Genomic DNA, 13,374 nt, shown 5'->3' with positions numbered 1-13,374 from the left:
CCCCCGTATCCCCCTCGGGCTTCCCCCCGGTCCCCCTCGGGCTTTCCCCCCGTCCTTCAGGCCACCAGCTCGCCGAAGGACTCCTCCTCGTCACGGCCGAAGCTGAGGGCTTCGTCCTCACGCAGCCGGCGCAGGGCGCGCCAGATGCTCGACTTGACCGTGCCGACACTGATGTTGAGGATGTCCGCGATCTCCGGGTCCGTGCGGCCCTCGTAGTAGCGCAGTACGAGCATGGTGCGCTGGGTCTCGGGCAGCCGGACCAGCGCCTGCCACAGCACGGCGCGGAGTTCGGTGCCGCGCATCGCGTCCACGTCGCCCGCCGTCTCCGGCAGTTCCTCGGTCGGGTATTCGTTGAGCTTGCGCCGGCGCCAGGCGCTGATGTGCAGGTTGGTCATGGTGCGGCGCAGGTAGCCGCCGAGCGCCGCCTTGTCGCTGATCCGGTCCCAGGCCCGGTAGGTCGAGAACAGGGCGCTCTGCAGCAGGTCCTCGGCCTCGTAGCGGTCACCGGTCAGGTGGTAGGCGGTGGCGTACAGGGAGGCGCGGCGCTCCTGGACGTAGGCGGTGAAGGCCGCTTCGGCCTCGGCCGCCTCCGACGCGGAGCGCCGTTCCCCCGTGGCCTCCCCGTACTCCGTTCCCCCGTTGTTTCCCCCGTGGGCGGCGTCTCCCAGGCGCTGCCCGTTTCCCCCGTTGAGCGTCACGGTCGTCGCGTCGATGGCCACCCGGTAGGGCGTCCGCTGACGTCCGGGGCCGCGGGTGCACGCTCCCCGCAGGGGGGTGGCCCCTGCGATGCCGGACTTCTCGCTGTTCCTGACGACGTCGTGGAGTCGCGTGATGACTGCGCTGTTAGTGGTGCCGTGCAGTGTGTTCATCGCGCGCCCCCCGTCGTAGAGCCAGCTCGTTCGGTGTGTCCCGGTTGTTGATCTCTCCCGGTGCCCAAAAGACTGCCAACCCAGTTTCATCGCGTTGTCCGCCGACTGTCACAGGCCTGTCACAGGGGCCGGTGCGGCGCGTCGTGGGGGTGCGGCGGGTGCGGGGCTTGTGTACGAGAGCGCCACTGGTCGATGTCGCGGCGCCCCATGGGACAGAATGGCCGGGTGCCTTTCCTGTTGCTGATCGAGGACGACGACGCCATCCGCACGGCCCTCGAACTCTCGCTGTCCCGCCAGGGTCACCGTGTGGTGACCGCGGCGACGGGCGAGGACGGCCTGAAGCTGCTGCGTGAGCAGCGCCCGGACCTGATCGTGCTGGATGTGATGCTGCCGGGCATCGACGGCTTCGAGGTGTGCCGGCGGATCAGGCGGACGGACCAGCTGCCCATCATCCTGCTCACCGCGCGTAACGATGACATCGACGTCGTGGTGGGGCTGGAGTCGGGCGCCGACGATTATGTGGTCAAGCCGGTGCAGGGGCGGGTGCTGGACGCCCGGATCCGGGCCGTGCTGCGCCGTGGTGAGCGGGAGTCGAGCGATTCGGCGACGTTCGGCTCGCTGGTGATCGACCGCTCGGCGATGACGGTCACCAAGAACGGCGAGGATCTGCAACTGACACCGACCGAGTTGCGGTTGCTGCTGGAGCTGAGCCGCCGGCCGGGGCAGGCGCTGTCCCGCCAGCAGCTGCTGCGGCTGGTGTGGGAGCACGACTATCTCGGTGACTCGCGACTGGTGGACGCGTGTGTGCAGCGGCTGCGGGCGAAGGTGGAGGACGTGCCGTCCTCGCCGACGCTGATCCGTACGGTCCGCGGTGTCGGCTACCGGCTGGATTCGCCGCAGTGAGGGAACGTTCCGCGGACGGCGTTACGGAGGAGGCCACGGGCGGCGGGGGCGCGCCCGCGGGCGGCCGGCGGGTGCTGCGGCTGCTGCGCCGGGCGTCGGGGCTGCTGCGCTGGACGAGTCTGCGGCTGCGGCTGGTGGTGGTCTTCGCGCTGGTGGCGCTGACCGCGGCGGTGTCCGCGTCCGGTATCGCGTACTGGCTCAACCGCAACACGGTGCTGGACCGCACCCAGAATGCCGTCCTGAACGATTTCCGCAAGGCGCTGGAGGACAGCACCCGGTCGCTGCCGCTGCGTCCGCGCTGTGCCGAACTCCAGGACGCGGCGCGGCAGATGGCGGCCGGGCCGCAGAATTACGCGGTGCTGCTGATCGGTGTGGACCGCAACGGCAAGGACTGTGCGGCCACCACCGACAAGGATCTGCTGACGCTCACCACCGTGCCGGGGTCGCTGCGTACCGCGGTCAACGAGGCACGTCCGGTCGATGAGTCCAACCGCTATGCGCACCATCTGTACTGGCAGCGCAAGGAGGTCGCGGACACCCCCTATCTGGTGGCGGGGGCGAAGGTGACCGGCGGCGGCCCCACCGGCTACATGATCAAGTCGCTCGCCGCCGAGCAGCAGGACCTCAATTCGCTGGCCTGGTCGCTGGGGATCGCGACGGCGCTGGCGCTGGTCGGCTCGGCGCTGCTGGCGCAGGCCGCGGCGACGACGGTGCTGCGGCCCGTCCAGCGGCTGGGGCATGCGGCGCGGCAGCTCGGCGAGGGGCGGCTGGACACCCGGCTGCGGGTGACCGGCACCGATGAACTCGCGGACCTTTCGCGGACGTTCAACCGTACGGCGGAGCGGCTGGAGCTGCGGGTCGAGGAGCTGAGCGGGCGGGAGGCGGCGTCCCGGCGGTTCGTCGCCGACATGTCGCACGAGCTGCGGACGCCGCTGACCGCGATCACCGCGGTCTCCGAGGTGCTGGAGGAGGAGGCGGAGTCCCTCGATCCGATGATCGCGCCCGCGGTGCAGCTGGTGGTCAGCGAGACCCGGCGGCTGAACGACCTGGTCGAGAATCTGATGGAGGTCACCCGCTTCGACGCGGGCACGGCCCGGCTGGTGCTGGACGATGTCGATGTCGCGGACCAGGTGACCGCCTGTATCGATGCCCGGGCGTGGTTGGACGCGGTCGATCTGGATGCGGACCGCGGCATCGTGGCCCGGCTGGATCCGCGGCGGCTGGATGTGATCCTGGCGAATCTGATCGGCAACGCCCTCAAGCACGGCGGCTCGCCGGTGCGGGTTTCGGTCCGCACGGAGGACGCGGCGGGTGCCGGGGCGGGCGGCCGGACGGGCAGCACGGCCCTCAGTGCCGTCGACGCGGCGGGCCCGTCGGCCGGGCCTGAGGCGGAGAGCGGGGCGCGGGCCGGTGCGGGGGACGGCGGGCCGGAGCGGTCCGGGCACGGCGCGCAGGCGGGGCGGCCCGGGGGCGGGACGCTGGTGATCCGGGTACGGGATCATGGCCCCGGCATCCCGGAAGAGGTCCTTCCGCACGTCTTCGACCGCTTCTACAAGGCGAGCGCCTCCCGGCCGCGGTCGGAGGGCAGCGGTCTGGGCCTGTCGATCGCGCTGGAGAACGCGCACATCCACGGCGGGGAGATCACCGCGGCCAACCTCCCCGAGGGCGGCGCGGTCTTCACACTGCGGCTGCCGATGGACGCCTCCCCGCTGGCGGGCGGCGACCGGGAGCGCGGCCGGGACGACGGCGCGGCGGACGAGGGCACGGAGGGCGACCGATGACGCCGACCAGGCGGACAGGGCGGCGCGCCGGCGCCGTGGCGGCGCTCGCGCTGGCCGTGGCGGGCTGCGGGATCCGCGGTACGTCCGTCCCCGTCGACGCGGGCGGCGCGCCGTCCCGGGTGAGCTGCAAGGCGCCGGCGGCCGGGACGGCTTCGGGCCCGCCGGGCACCACGCAGGCCACCGTCTATCTGGTGTGCGGTTCGGCGCTGGCGCAGGTGGAGCGGACGGTGACGCTGCCCAAGGAGTCGCCGGACGCCGATCCGCGGCTGCCGACCGCCCGTGCGCTGCTGACCGAGTTGCAGCGGCGGCCCTCGTCCGACGAGGAGAAGGCCGGGTTCAGCAGCGCGCTACCGGCGCATCTGAAGGTCACGGGGCCGCGGTCCGGTGATCCGTCGGATGCGCTGCGGCTCAGCATCCGGCCGGACGATCTGCCGTCCTTCGCGCTGGCGCAGCTGGTGTGCACCTACGGCGCGAGCACGGCGCTGGGCCGGACCCATGCGGCGGTGCTGGGCGGGCCGGGCGACGATACGGCGCACCGCTTCGACTGTTCGGCCGATGTGCTGGCCAATCCGGACATCGCGGAGAATGCCGGGTGGGGGGACCCGCTGTCGGACGTGGGGTGAAGGGGCGGGCCAAGACGGGTGCAAGGGGGCGGAACCGCGGCCCCCGCTCGCGGCGTCCTGGGCTGTGTGCAGCGTCATGGCCCCGGCATCACCGCCGCCCCCCGTATGCGCGTCACCGGACTGCTTCTCCTCGTGGCGCATCTGCTGATCGTCAGCTGGCTGACGCTGCGTCCTCGTACGGTGCCGTGGGTGCCGGCCGCGAATCTGGAACCACTGGCGACGATCCGCGCCGAGCTGGCGCTGGGCCCGTCGTGGCAGGCCGTGCAGCATCTGGGCGGCTCCGTGCTGCTGCTGGCGCCGCTGGGGCTGCTGCTGCCCCTTTCAGCGGGCCGGCTGAACGTTTCGCCGCTGGTGTCGTTCGCCCGGACCACGTTCGCCGGGGCGATGATCGCGCTGGCCATCGAGCTGCTGCAGTCAGGGGTGCCCGGACGGGTCCCGGACATCGACTCGGTGCTGCTGGGCACGCTCGGGGTGGCCCTGGTGCATCTGACGGTCGTCCCAGCGGCCCGGCGCCGGTTCCGCCGCCGGGAGGAGCGGCTCAGGGGGCGGACCCCGAGGATCCCCAGGGTCGAGGTGGCTCCGCAGGCTGATGTTCTCTCCGGCGGCCGGACCTACCGTTGAGACATCAGGACACACCGTCCCACCACCTCACAAAGGAGTCGCCGTCATGGCTACCGCACTGGTCCGTCCCCGCAACAACCGGATGATCGCCGGAGTGTGCGCGGGCCTGGCCCAGCGCTTCGGCACGACACCGACGACGATGCGCGTGATCTTCGTGCTGTCGTGTCTGCTGCCCGGCCCGCAGTTCCTGGTCTACCTGGCCCTGTGGATCCTCCTGCCCTCCGAGGACCGGGCCAAGGCCGCCACCTCCTGGTGACCTGGCCGACGGGCGGGCCCGGTCCGGGCCGCTGGCCGCACGCCCGGCCCGCTCCCCCGCCGCACGGCACTGCCCCGGCCGTACGCACGAGGGCGTAGGACCGGGGCAGGGTGCCCTGCGCGTCCCTCACGGGACGGGCCTGGGGGGAGGTTCAGCCACCGAGGGGGAGGGTCTTGGTGACGGCGCTGGTCGGCAGGCCGCCCAGCAGCTTGTTGCCCTGGGAGTTCATCTTGGTCTTGACGTCGTTGCCGGCCGACTTGGTCTTGGTGAGACCGGAGACGGTCTTGGCGGCGTCCTTCACCGGCAGGCTGTGCAGCACGCCGGTGGTGTCCCCGGCGGCGACCGCCGGGGCCGCGCTGGCGACGCCCGCGGCGGTGACGGCGAAGGCGGCGCCGAGGGCGGCGACACCGAGAGTCTTGATGGTTCCCTGCTTCATCGAATTACGTCCTCGTTGATGGGGGCTTGACCGGCCAATCAACCTACTGATGTGCCAACCGGCGCCGCAAACAGCCGCGGCGAATGCAAAAACGGCCGGTGGACAATCCACCGGCCGTTGCGCTATGCGCTCGCGCTTTCCCTTACGCAGGGTCAGAATCACTGCTCACAGCGGGCGTTGTGCCCGCCGGGCGGAACAGCCATTCGGCCCGGAGTTCCGCATAACCGGGCTTGATGACGTCATTGATCATGGCCAGGCGTTCATCGAAAGGAATGAACGCTGATTTCATCGCATTGACTGTGAACCACTGCATGTCATCGAGCGTGTATCGAAATGTCTTGACCAGGTGCTCGAATTCGCGGGACATATTCGTCCCGCTCATCAGCCGGTTGTCGGTGTTGACGGTGAGCCGGAACTGCAGCCGGCGCAGCAGGCCGAGGGGGTGCTCCGCGTAGGACGGGGCGGCGCCGGTCTGGAGGTTGGACGTCGGGCACATCTCCAGCGGGATGCGCTTGTCCCGTACGTACGAGGCGAGCCGGCCGAGCTTGACCGAGCCGTCGTCGGCGACCTCGATGTCGTCGATGATCCGGACGCCGTGGCCGAGGCGGTCGGCGCCGCACCACTGCAGGGCCTGCCAGATGGACGGCAGGCCGAAGGCCTCACCGGCGTGGATGGTGAAGTGGTTGTTCTCCCGCTTGAGGTACTCGAAGGCGTCGAGGTGGCGGGTGGGCGGGTAGCCGGCCTCGGCGCCCGCGATGTCGAAGCCGACGACGCCGGTGTCGCGGTAGCGGTTGGCGAGTTCGGCGATCTCCAGGGCGCGGGCGGCGTGCCGCATGGCGGTCAGCAGGGCGCCGACGCGGATGCGGTGGCCGTTCTCCCGGGCCCGCCGCTCGCCCTCGCGGAAGCCCTCGTTGACGGCCTCGACGACCTCTTCGAGGGTCAGCCCCTGCTCCAGGTGCTGCTCGGGCGCGTAGCGGACCTCGGCGTACACGACACCGTCGGCGGCCAGGTCCTCGGCGCACTCGGCGGCCACCCGGGCCAGCGCGTCGCGGGTCTGCATGACGGCGCAGGTGTGCGCGAAGGTCTCCAGGTAGCGCTCCAGCGAGCCGGAGTCGGCGGCCTCACGGAACCAGACCCCGAGCTTTTCCGGGTCGGTTTCGGGCAGTTGCTCGTAGCCGGACTCGCGGGCCAGCTCGACGACGGTGGCGGGGCGCAGGCCGCCGTCCAGGTGGTCGTGGAGCAGCACCTTGGGGGCGCGGCGGATCTGTTCACTGGTCGGAAGGGTGGTGGTCTCGCTCGTCATTTCGGCACTCTAGCCCCTACGCGCGTAGATAGCGCCGAACGATACGTAACAGTGACCCGTCCGCAGGGTGGCGGGCACCTCACCATCTGCCATCGTTCTGGTCATGGCTCAGCAAGCACTGCCGGTGCGTGAAGCCCGGCTGGGAAAACCGCTGGGAACGAGTGGCAGGGACGGGGTGCGCGAGGCGCTCCGGTGGAGGGGTGGTGGCGGCCGGGAGGTCAGCGGGGTGGCACTGCTGCTGCCCGGCGGCGGGCCGACGGGGGTGCGGCGGCCGTCCCCGGTGTCGGCGCTGGCGATGCGTCCGCTGGCGCGCCGGCTGGCGAAGGCGGGGCGGCCCGAGGGCTTGACCGCCCATGTCGTGCGCTACCGCCACAGCGGCTGGAACGGGACCGCGGCCCATCCGGCAGGCGATGCGGCCTGGGCCCTGGAGGAGGTCGTGCGCCGCTACGGCGATGTGCCGGTCTGCCTGGTGGGGACGGGCATGGGCGCCCGCGCCGCGCTGCACGCCGCCGGCCATCCGGCCGTCAACTCCGTGCTGGCGCTGGCTCCTTGGCTGCCCGACCCGCGGCAGGACCGGGCGCAGCCCGATCCGGTCAAACAGCTCATCGGCCGGCAGGTCCTGCTGGTGCACGGCACCAACGACGAGCGCACCGACCCCGATCTGTCCTACCGCTACGCCGAGCGCGCCAAGAAGGTCAACCGCGACACCTGCCGCTTCGAGGTGCACTCCGACGGCCACTCGCTGCACCAGCACCGCGGCGAAGTCCAGGCCCTGGCGGCCGACTTCCTGCTGGGTTCGCTGTTCGCGCGGGGCTTCGCCCGGCCGGTGCGGGACGCGCTCGCCGCGCCGCCGCCGCTGGGGCTGCGGATGCCGCTGGCGGCGGGCTTCGGTGCGTCGCTGCGGCACTGAGCGCGGTGGGCCCCGGCCGCGCGCCCGTCACCTGGGCACCAGCCGTCCCGGTCGGCCCCCCCCGTCACCTGGGCAGCAGTTTCCCCCGCCGGCTCAGCAGGAACTTCTTGAACGCGGCCACCGGCGGGGTGTCCGGGTGGCCCTCCAGCCAGGCGACGCCGATCTCGCGGACCGCCCGCGGCGCGGTGACGGTCAGCTCGGCCACGCCGGGCCGCGGCACGGCGGGCGGCGGCAGCAGCGCCACCCCCAGCCCCGCCGCGACCAGTCCGCGCAGCGTCTCGGCCTCCTCCCCCTCGAACGCGACCCGCGGGGTGAAGCCCGCCTCGGCGCACAGCGCATCGGTGATCCGGCGCAGCCCGTAGCCCGGTTCGAGGGTCACGAACAGCTCCCCGGCCGCCTCCGCGAGCCGGATCCGCTTGCGGGCGGCCAGCGGGTGGTCGTCCGGGACGACCAGGCGCAGCTTCTGCTCGTCGAGCCGGCGGGCGACCAGGTCCGGGTAGTCGGGCACCGGCGAGGTCAGGCACAGGTCGAGGTCGCCGGCGCGGAGCCGCTCGATCATCGCCTCACCGTAGTTCTGGACGAGCTGGAAGCGCACCCGCGGGTGGTCGGCACGGAAGCTGCGGATCAGGCCGGGCACGGTCTCCGAGCCCATGGTGTGCAGAAAGCCGAACGCCACCTTCCCGGCGGCGGGGTCGACGTCGGCCCGTACGGATTCGGTCGCCCGTTCCAGGTCCGTCAGGGCCCGTTCGGTGGAGGCGAGGAAGGCGCGGCCGGCCGGGGTGAGGGAGAGGGTGCGGCCGTGCCGGGCGAAGAGGGCGACGCCGAGGTCGCCTTCCAGGCGGACCAGGGCACGGCTGAGGGTGGGCTGCGGGATGCCGAGTTCCAGGGCGGCGCGGGTGACGTGTTCGTGCCGGGCGACGGCGGTGAACTGCGCGAGCCGCGGGGCGAGGACGGCCGCCCAGGAGCCGGTGCCGAGCTCGGCCGCCTCCGCCTCCCCGCTGCCGCGAGCTGACGTTGCGGCGTCTTTTCTGTTGCGACCTTGCAACAGAGGCTCTCCTGACCTGCGATCATGTGTCACAGCATCGATTATGCCGTTTCCATGCATTGGACGCATGAAACACAGAGGCCTACTTTCGAACCATGCCTCCCGCTGATACCGGGGCGTCCGTCACCGACCGTGCGGCCGCCTCTCCCTTGTCGTCCACCGGCTCCTCTTCCTCCGCCGCCGCGCCCGACCCCGAGTCGGGCAAGCTGCGGCCGGGCGGCCCCGGCTACCGCCGGATGAGCTTCGCCCTCTTCGCCGCCGGAGTGGCCACCTTCGCGCTGCTCTACTCCACGCAGGCGCTGCTGCCCGCGATCTCCACCGACCTCGGGGTGAGCCCCGATCAGGCCAGCTGGACCGTGTCCGCGGCCACCTTGGGCCTGGCGCTGGGCGTGATCCCGCTGAGCGCGGTCTCCGAGCGATTCGGCCGGCGCACGCTGATGACGGTGTCCCTCTCGGTGGCCACGCTGATCGCGCTGCTGGTGCCGTTCGCCCCGTCGCTCGGCGTCCTGATCGCGCTGCGCGGCGTCCAGGGCGTGGCGCTGGCCGGGCTGCCGGCGTCGGCGATGGCGTTCCTGGCCGAGGAGGTACGGGCCAAGGCCCTGGTGGCGGCCATCGGACTGTTCGTGGCGGGCAACAGCATCGGCGGGATGTCCGGCCGGATCGTGACCGGCTGGGTGGCCCAGGCCTGGGGCTGGCGGGCCGCGCTCGGCGCGGTGGGTGTGCTGGCCGTGGTCTGCGCGGTGACGTTCCGGCTGCTGGTCCCCAAGGCCCGGCATTTCGCGGCCCGTTCGGTGGGCCCGCGGGCGCTGGCCCGCACCCTCGGCGGTCACCTCGCCGATCCGCTGCTGCGCCGGCTCTACGCCATCGGCGGGCTGTTCATGACGGTCTTCGGCGCGGTCTACACGGTCATCGGCTACCGCCTGGTCTCCGATCCGTTCAACCTCCCGCAGGGCGTCATCGGTTCGATCTTCGTGGTCTATCTGGTCGGTACGGTCTCCTCGGCCGCGGCCGGCAAGCTGGTCGCCCGCACGGGCCGGCGCGGCGCCCTCTACCTGGCCGTCGGCACCACCTCCACGGGTCTGCTGCTCTCGCTGGCCGACTCCGTGTACGCCGTGCTGGCGGGGCTCATCCTGATCACCGCGGGCTTCTTCGCGGGCCACGCGGTCGCCTCGTCCTCGGTCAGCCGCACGGCCAAGACGGCCCGCGCCCAGGCGTCGGCCCTCTACCAGTGCGCGTACTACACCGGCAGCAGCCTGGGCGGGGCACTCGGCGCCGCCGCCTTCTACGCCGTCGGCTGGGAGGGCACCGTCCTCCTCGGCCTCGCCGCGATGGTCGGCGCCGCCTCGATCACCCTCTACGCCACCCGCAAGGCCGTGGCCGAGCAGAGGCTGCTGCGGCTGGAACAGGCCGCGTAACGCCCCTCAGGCCCGTCCGGCCCCTCAGGCCCCTCGGTCCGAAGAGCCCGTCCTGCCACCTGTCCTGGTGGGGCGGGTTCTTCGTCGTCAGCTTCCTCACCCGGCGGGAAAGAGTGCCGTATCGACGGTGACCTCGAACGGCGCGGGAAGGTGCATCTCATCGCCGTACTTCACGGTCTCGAGCACCCTGTACAAACCACCCGCCGGCTCTCCGTACAGGGTTGCGGTCGGCTTTCCGGAGTGCCAGGGATCCAACAGAAGGTACAACGGCACACCGGCTGCCGCGTAGCCGTTCAGCTTCTCGATGCGATCATGATTCGCGTTGGAGCTGGAGGTGATCTCGACGATCAGCCGGGCCACGTCAGCTGTCCGGCGCTCACGCGGACGCGGCAGCAGCTTCTTGGGGATGACGGCCAAGTCAGGAACGAACAGCCCCTGCCTGCCGGGAACGGTCAGCCCTTGGGTCTGGTAGATCCCCCAGTCCCGGGGGATGACGGTGTACAGCAGGCGCTGAAGCTCGTCCGCTGTGTCGTTGTGGTCGCTCTCCGGCGGTGGTGCCACGGTGACGATCCCCTCGATGATCTCCACCTTGCAGCCCTCCGGGGCGTTCGTCCGCTCCCAGATCCTCAGTGCCTCTTCCCAGCCTGATGCATCAGCTCGGTGGGGGCGCTCAGCGAATACTGCTGCCATGGTGTGCTCCTCTATCGGTACGTCACCGATCCCAGCATGCCGAACGGGACCGGTGCAGGTCCACCGATCCCGTTCACCCGTACGGGAAAACCGCAGGTCAGGCGATACGTTCCCGCACCACCGGGGTGGCGGCGAAGGCCGTGTCCTCGGGGCCGACGAGGACGCCGCCGTCGAGGGCCTCCAGGGCGTAGGGGAACTTCTCGGGGGTGTCGGTGTGCAGGGTCAGCAGGGGCTGGCCGGCGGTGACCGTGTCGCCCGGCTTGGCGTGCATTTCGATGCCCGCGCCCGCCTGGACCGGGTCCTCCTTGCGGGCGCGGCCGGCGCCCAGGCGCCAGGCGGCGAGGCCGACGGCGTAGGCGTCGAGGGTGGTGAGGGTGCCGGAGGAGGAGGCGGCGACGACATGCTGTTCGCGGGCGACCGGGAGGGCCGCGTCGGGGTCGCCGCCCTGGGCGGAGATCATGCGGCGCCAGTGGTCCATGGCGGAGCCGTCGGCCAGCGCCTTGGCCGGGTCGGCGTCCTTGAGGCCGGCCGCGTCGAGCATTTCCCGGGCGAGGGCGAGGGTGAGGTCGACGACGTCCTGGGGGCCGCCGCCGGCCAGCACCTCGACGGATTCCCGGACTTCGAGGGCGTTGCCGGCCGTCCGGCCGAGCGGGGTGGCCATGTCGGTGAGCAGGGCGACCGTCCGCACCCCGTGATCGGTACCCAACTCGACCATGGTGGAGGCCAGTTCGCGGGCGTCATCGAGGTGCTTCATGAAGGCGCCGGAGCCGACCTTGACGTCCAGGACGAGGGAGCCGGTGCCCTCGGCGATCTTCTTGGACATGATCGAGGAGGCGATGAGCGGGATGGACTCGACGGTGCCGGTGACATCGCGGAGCGCGTAGAGCTTCTTGTCGGCGGGCGCCAGTCCGTCGCCGGCGGCACAGATGACCGAGCCGACGTCGCGCAGCACGTCCAGCATCTCGGCATTGGAGAGCGTCGCGCGCCAGCCGGGGATGGCCTCCAGCTTGTCGAGGGTGCCACCGGTGTGACCCAGACCCCGGCCGGAGAGCTGCGGGACGGCCGCGCCGCAGGCGGCGACGAGCGGGGCGAGCGGGAGGGTGATCTTGTCGCCGACGCCGCCGGTGGAGTGCTTGTCGGCGGTGGGGCGGGGCAGGGACGAGAAGTCCATGCGCTCACCGGAGGCGATCATCGCGGCCGTCCAGCGGGCGATCTCCGTGCGGTTCATGCCGTTGAGGAAGATGGCCATCGCCAGGGACGACATCTGCTCGTGGGCGACCTCGCCGCGGGTGTAGGCGTCGATGACCCAGTCGATCTGAGCGGGGGTCAGCTCGCCGCGGTCGCGCTTGGTACGGATGACGGAGATGACGTCCATGGACGGTTCCTTTCGAACGGGTAGGTCCGTTCTACACGCATAGACGTGGGGGTGGCCAGGGGCGGCGGGCGGCCGCCCCTGGGGGCGGCCCCTGGCGGCAGCCCCTGGGCGCGGTGTGCTGCATCCGGTCGGCGAAGCGGCCTGTCGCGAGCAGTGGCGGGAAGGACACGGGGGATGGGTTCTGAGCCGTGGGGCTCAGAACCCATCCCCGGGTTCCCTGCGTAAGGTTCGTCGCTACTTCGGCTCCAGGTCCCTGCTCCGGCCCCAGGCCCTTACTTCGGCTCCAGCTCCTTGCAGTCGATCGACCGCTTCTTCAGTTCGTCGTGGGTGCTGTTCTTGTCTCCGCTGGTCGCGCCCGCGCACAGGTTGCGGGGGGAGTTGGGCGCGGTCAGGCCGACCTCCACCTGGGCGTTCCACTTGGCGTCCTTGTCGCCGTCCGGGTCGTAACCGTTCCCGTTCGCGTCGGCGTTCGGGTTCACCAGGTGGCCGCGCTGCTCGATCGCGCCGCGGCGTCGCTGCCCGGTGGCGTCGATCGTGACCTCCTGCCGGTAGCGGGTCGCCTGGATGATGTCCTCGGGGTTGATGTGCCGGATCGCGGCCCATTCCTCCTGGCTGCGGAAATGATCGAGGTCGGAGCCCGGGGTGATCTGGTCCGGAAGGTAGATCATGTTGCCCTGTCCGCGGATGTCATAGACCCAGCCCTCGTAGACATCGGTTCTGGTGCCGTCCTCGTTGGTGCGCACGTTGCCCGTCGGCTGGAGGGCGAACGTCTGGGCCGGGTCGGGATCGGCGCTGGTGCTGATGTAGCCGGAGTCCTGGTTCCCGGTGCCCCCGTGCAGGTGACGCGGCAGGTCGTAGTTCGTGCCCCTGGAGGTGAATCCGTCACGGAACACCTCGTTCGGATCGCGGGTGGATCCCTGGATGATCGGTTCCCCGCGATAGACGACGCCCGGCACCTTCCTGCTGGTGTCCAGGTCCTTCTGGTGTATCTCCACCTTGCCGTCGCTGTTCCGCATCGCCTGTGCGGGGCCCGCGGTCCCCACGAGGGCGCCGCCCGCGACGGAGATCATCGCAACGAAAGTGATCAGTACGCGGTACAGGGAGGTGCGGCCTTCGGTGCGCCCACCTCGTGTCATAGCCGTACTCG

Annotated in this window: 14 protein-coding genes; 7 read left to right on the top strand and 7 right to left on the bottom strand. The window is 71.4% G+C overall.

Translation table 11 applies throughout. From position 1 onward, the window contains the following. Window positions 1–56: 56 nt before the first annotated feature. Complete coding sequence (locus tag EST92_RS13705) at window positions 57–869, bottom strand: SigE family RNA polymerase sigma factor (RefSeq protein ID WP_129281206.1); 813 nt, start codon at window positions 867–869, stop codon at window positions 57–59. A gap of 225 nt (window positions 870–1,094) precedes the next feature. On the opposite strand from EST92_RS13705, the gene afsQ1 reads away from it, so the two are divergent. From afsQ1 to EST92_RS13680, 5 genes are all read left to right on the top strand, one after another. After that, window positions 1,095–1,772, top strand: coding sequence for a two-component system response regulator AfsQ1 (gene afsQ1, locus EST92_RS13700; RefSeq protein WP_026169550.1), 678 nt, complete (start codon window positions 1,095–1,097; stop codon window positions 1,770–1,772). Next, complete coding sequence (locus tag EST92_RS13695; RefSeq protein ID WP_129281205.1) at window positions 1,769–3,553, top strand: HAMP domain-containing sensor histidine kinase; 1,785 nt, start codon at window positions 1,769–1,771, stop codon at window positions 3,551–3,553. The genes afsQ1 and EST92_RS13695 overlap by 4 nt, the downstream gene beginning before the upstream one ends. Then, window positions 3,550–4,176, top strand: a complete 627-nt coding sequence (locus EST92_RS13690) for a hypothetical protein (RefSeq protein ID WP_254068802.1) — start codon at window positions 3,550–3,552, stop codon at window positions 4,174–4,176. Before EST92_RS13695 ends, EST92_RS13690 begins: the two co-directional genes overlap by 4 nt. Window positions 4,177–4,242: 66 nt before the next feature. Beyond that, entirely contained in the window at window positions 4,243–4,797 is a 555-nt protein-coding gene (locus EST92_RS13685) for a VanZ family protein (RefSeq protein WP_161981737.1), read from the top strand. Between the two features lie 46 nt (window positions 4,798–4,843). Beyond that, entirely contained in the window at window positions 4,844–5,053 is a 210-nt protein-coding gene (locus EST92_RS13680) for a PspC domain-containing protein (protein ID WP_129250984.1), read from the top strand. Window positions 5,054–5,204: 151 nt separating this feature from the next. Here the strand turns inward: EST92_RS13680 and EST92_RS13675 are convergent, their stop codons facing one another. Continuing rightward, window positions 5,205–5,489, bottom strand: a complete 285-nt coding sequence (locus EST92_RS13675) for a hypothetical protein (protein WP_129281204.1) — start codon at window positions 5,487–5,489, stop codon at window positions 5,205–5,207. Window positions 5,490–5,631: 142 nt separating this feature from the next. Further along, window positions 5,632–6,792, bottom strand: coding sequence for an adenosine deaminase (locus EST92_RS13670; RefSeq protein ID WP_129250982.1), 1,161 nt, complete (start codon window positions 6,790–6,792; stop codon window positions 5,632–5,634). 103 nt (window positions 6,793–6,895) lie between these two features. Between EST92_RS13670 and EST92_RS13665 the strand changes: the two genes are divergently transcribed. Further along, window positions 6,896–7,702, top strand: a complete 807-nt coding sequence (locus EST92_RS13665) for an alpha/beta hydrolase (protein WP_129250981.1) — start codon at window positions 6,896–6,898, stop codon at window positions 7,700–7,702. 64 nt (window positions 7,703–7,766) lie between these two features. Here the strand turns inward: EST92_RS13665 and EST92_RS13660 are convergent, their stop codons facing one another. Beyond that, a complete protein-coding gene (locus EST92_RS13660; RefSeq protein ID WP_129281203.1) occupies window positions 7,767–8,747 on the bottom strand; it encodes a LysR family transcriptional regulator in 981 nt (326 codons plus the stop codon). Between the two features lie 95 nt (window positions 8,748–8,842). Here EST92_RS13660 and EST92_RS13655 point away from each other — a divergent pair, with 95 nt between their 5' ends. Further along, the gene (locus tag EST92_RS13655; protein WP_129281202.1) at window positions 8,843–10,162 is read left to right on the top strand and encodes an MFS transporter; all 1,320 of its coding nucleotides are present in this window, start codon (window positions 8,843–8,845) and stop codon (window positions 10,160–10,162) included. Between the two features lie 96 nt (window positions 10,163–10,258). Here EST92_RS13655 and EST92_RS13650 read toward each other — a convergent pair whose 3' ends face one another. The 3 genes from EST92_RS13650 to EST92_RS13640 form a co-directional block, all read right to left on the bottom strand. After that, on the bottom strand, window positions 10,259–10,852 hold the full coding sequence (locus tag EST92_RS13650) for a Uma2 family endonuclease (protein WP_129250978.1): 594 nt from the start codon (window positions 10,850–10,852) through the stop codon (window positions 10,259–10,261). A 97-nt stretch (window positions 10,853–10,949) separates the two neighbouring features. Continuing rightward, the gene (locus EST92_RS13645) at window positions 10,950–12,227 is read right to left on the bottom strand and encodes a thymidine phosphorylase (RefSeq protein ID WP_129281201.1); all 1,278 of its coding nucleotides are present in this window, start codon (window positions 12,225–12,227) and stop codon (window positions 10,950–10,952) included. A gap of 272 nt (window positions 12,228–12,499) precedes the next feature. Next, window positions 12,500–13,297, bottom strand: a complete 798-nt coding sequence (locus EST92_RS13640; RefSeq protein ID WP_129281200.1) for a hypothetical protein — start codon at window positions 13,295–13,297, stop codon at window positions 12,500–12,502. Window positions 13,298–13,374: the final 77 nt, after the last annotated feature.

This window comes from Streptomyces sp. TM32 (assembly GCF_004122755.1).
Classification (GTDB): Bacteria; Actinomycetota; Actinomycetes; order Streptomycetales; family Streptomycetaceae; genus Streptomyces; species Streptomyces sioyaensis.
The sequence above is the reverse complement of the archived record's forward strand: the minus strand, read 5'-3'. Positions and strand labels throughout refer to the sequence as shown.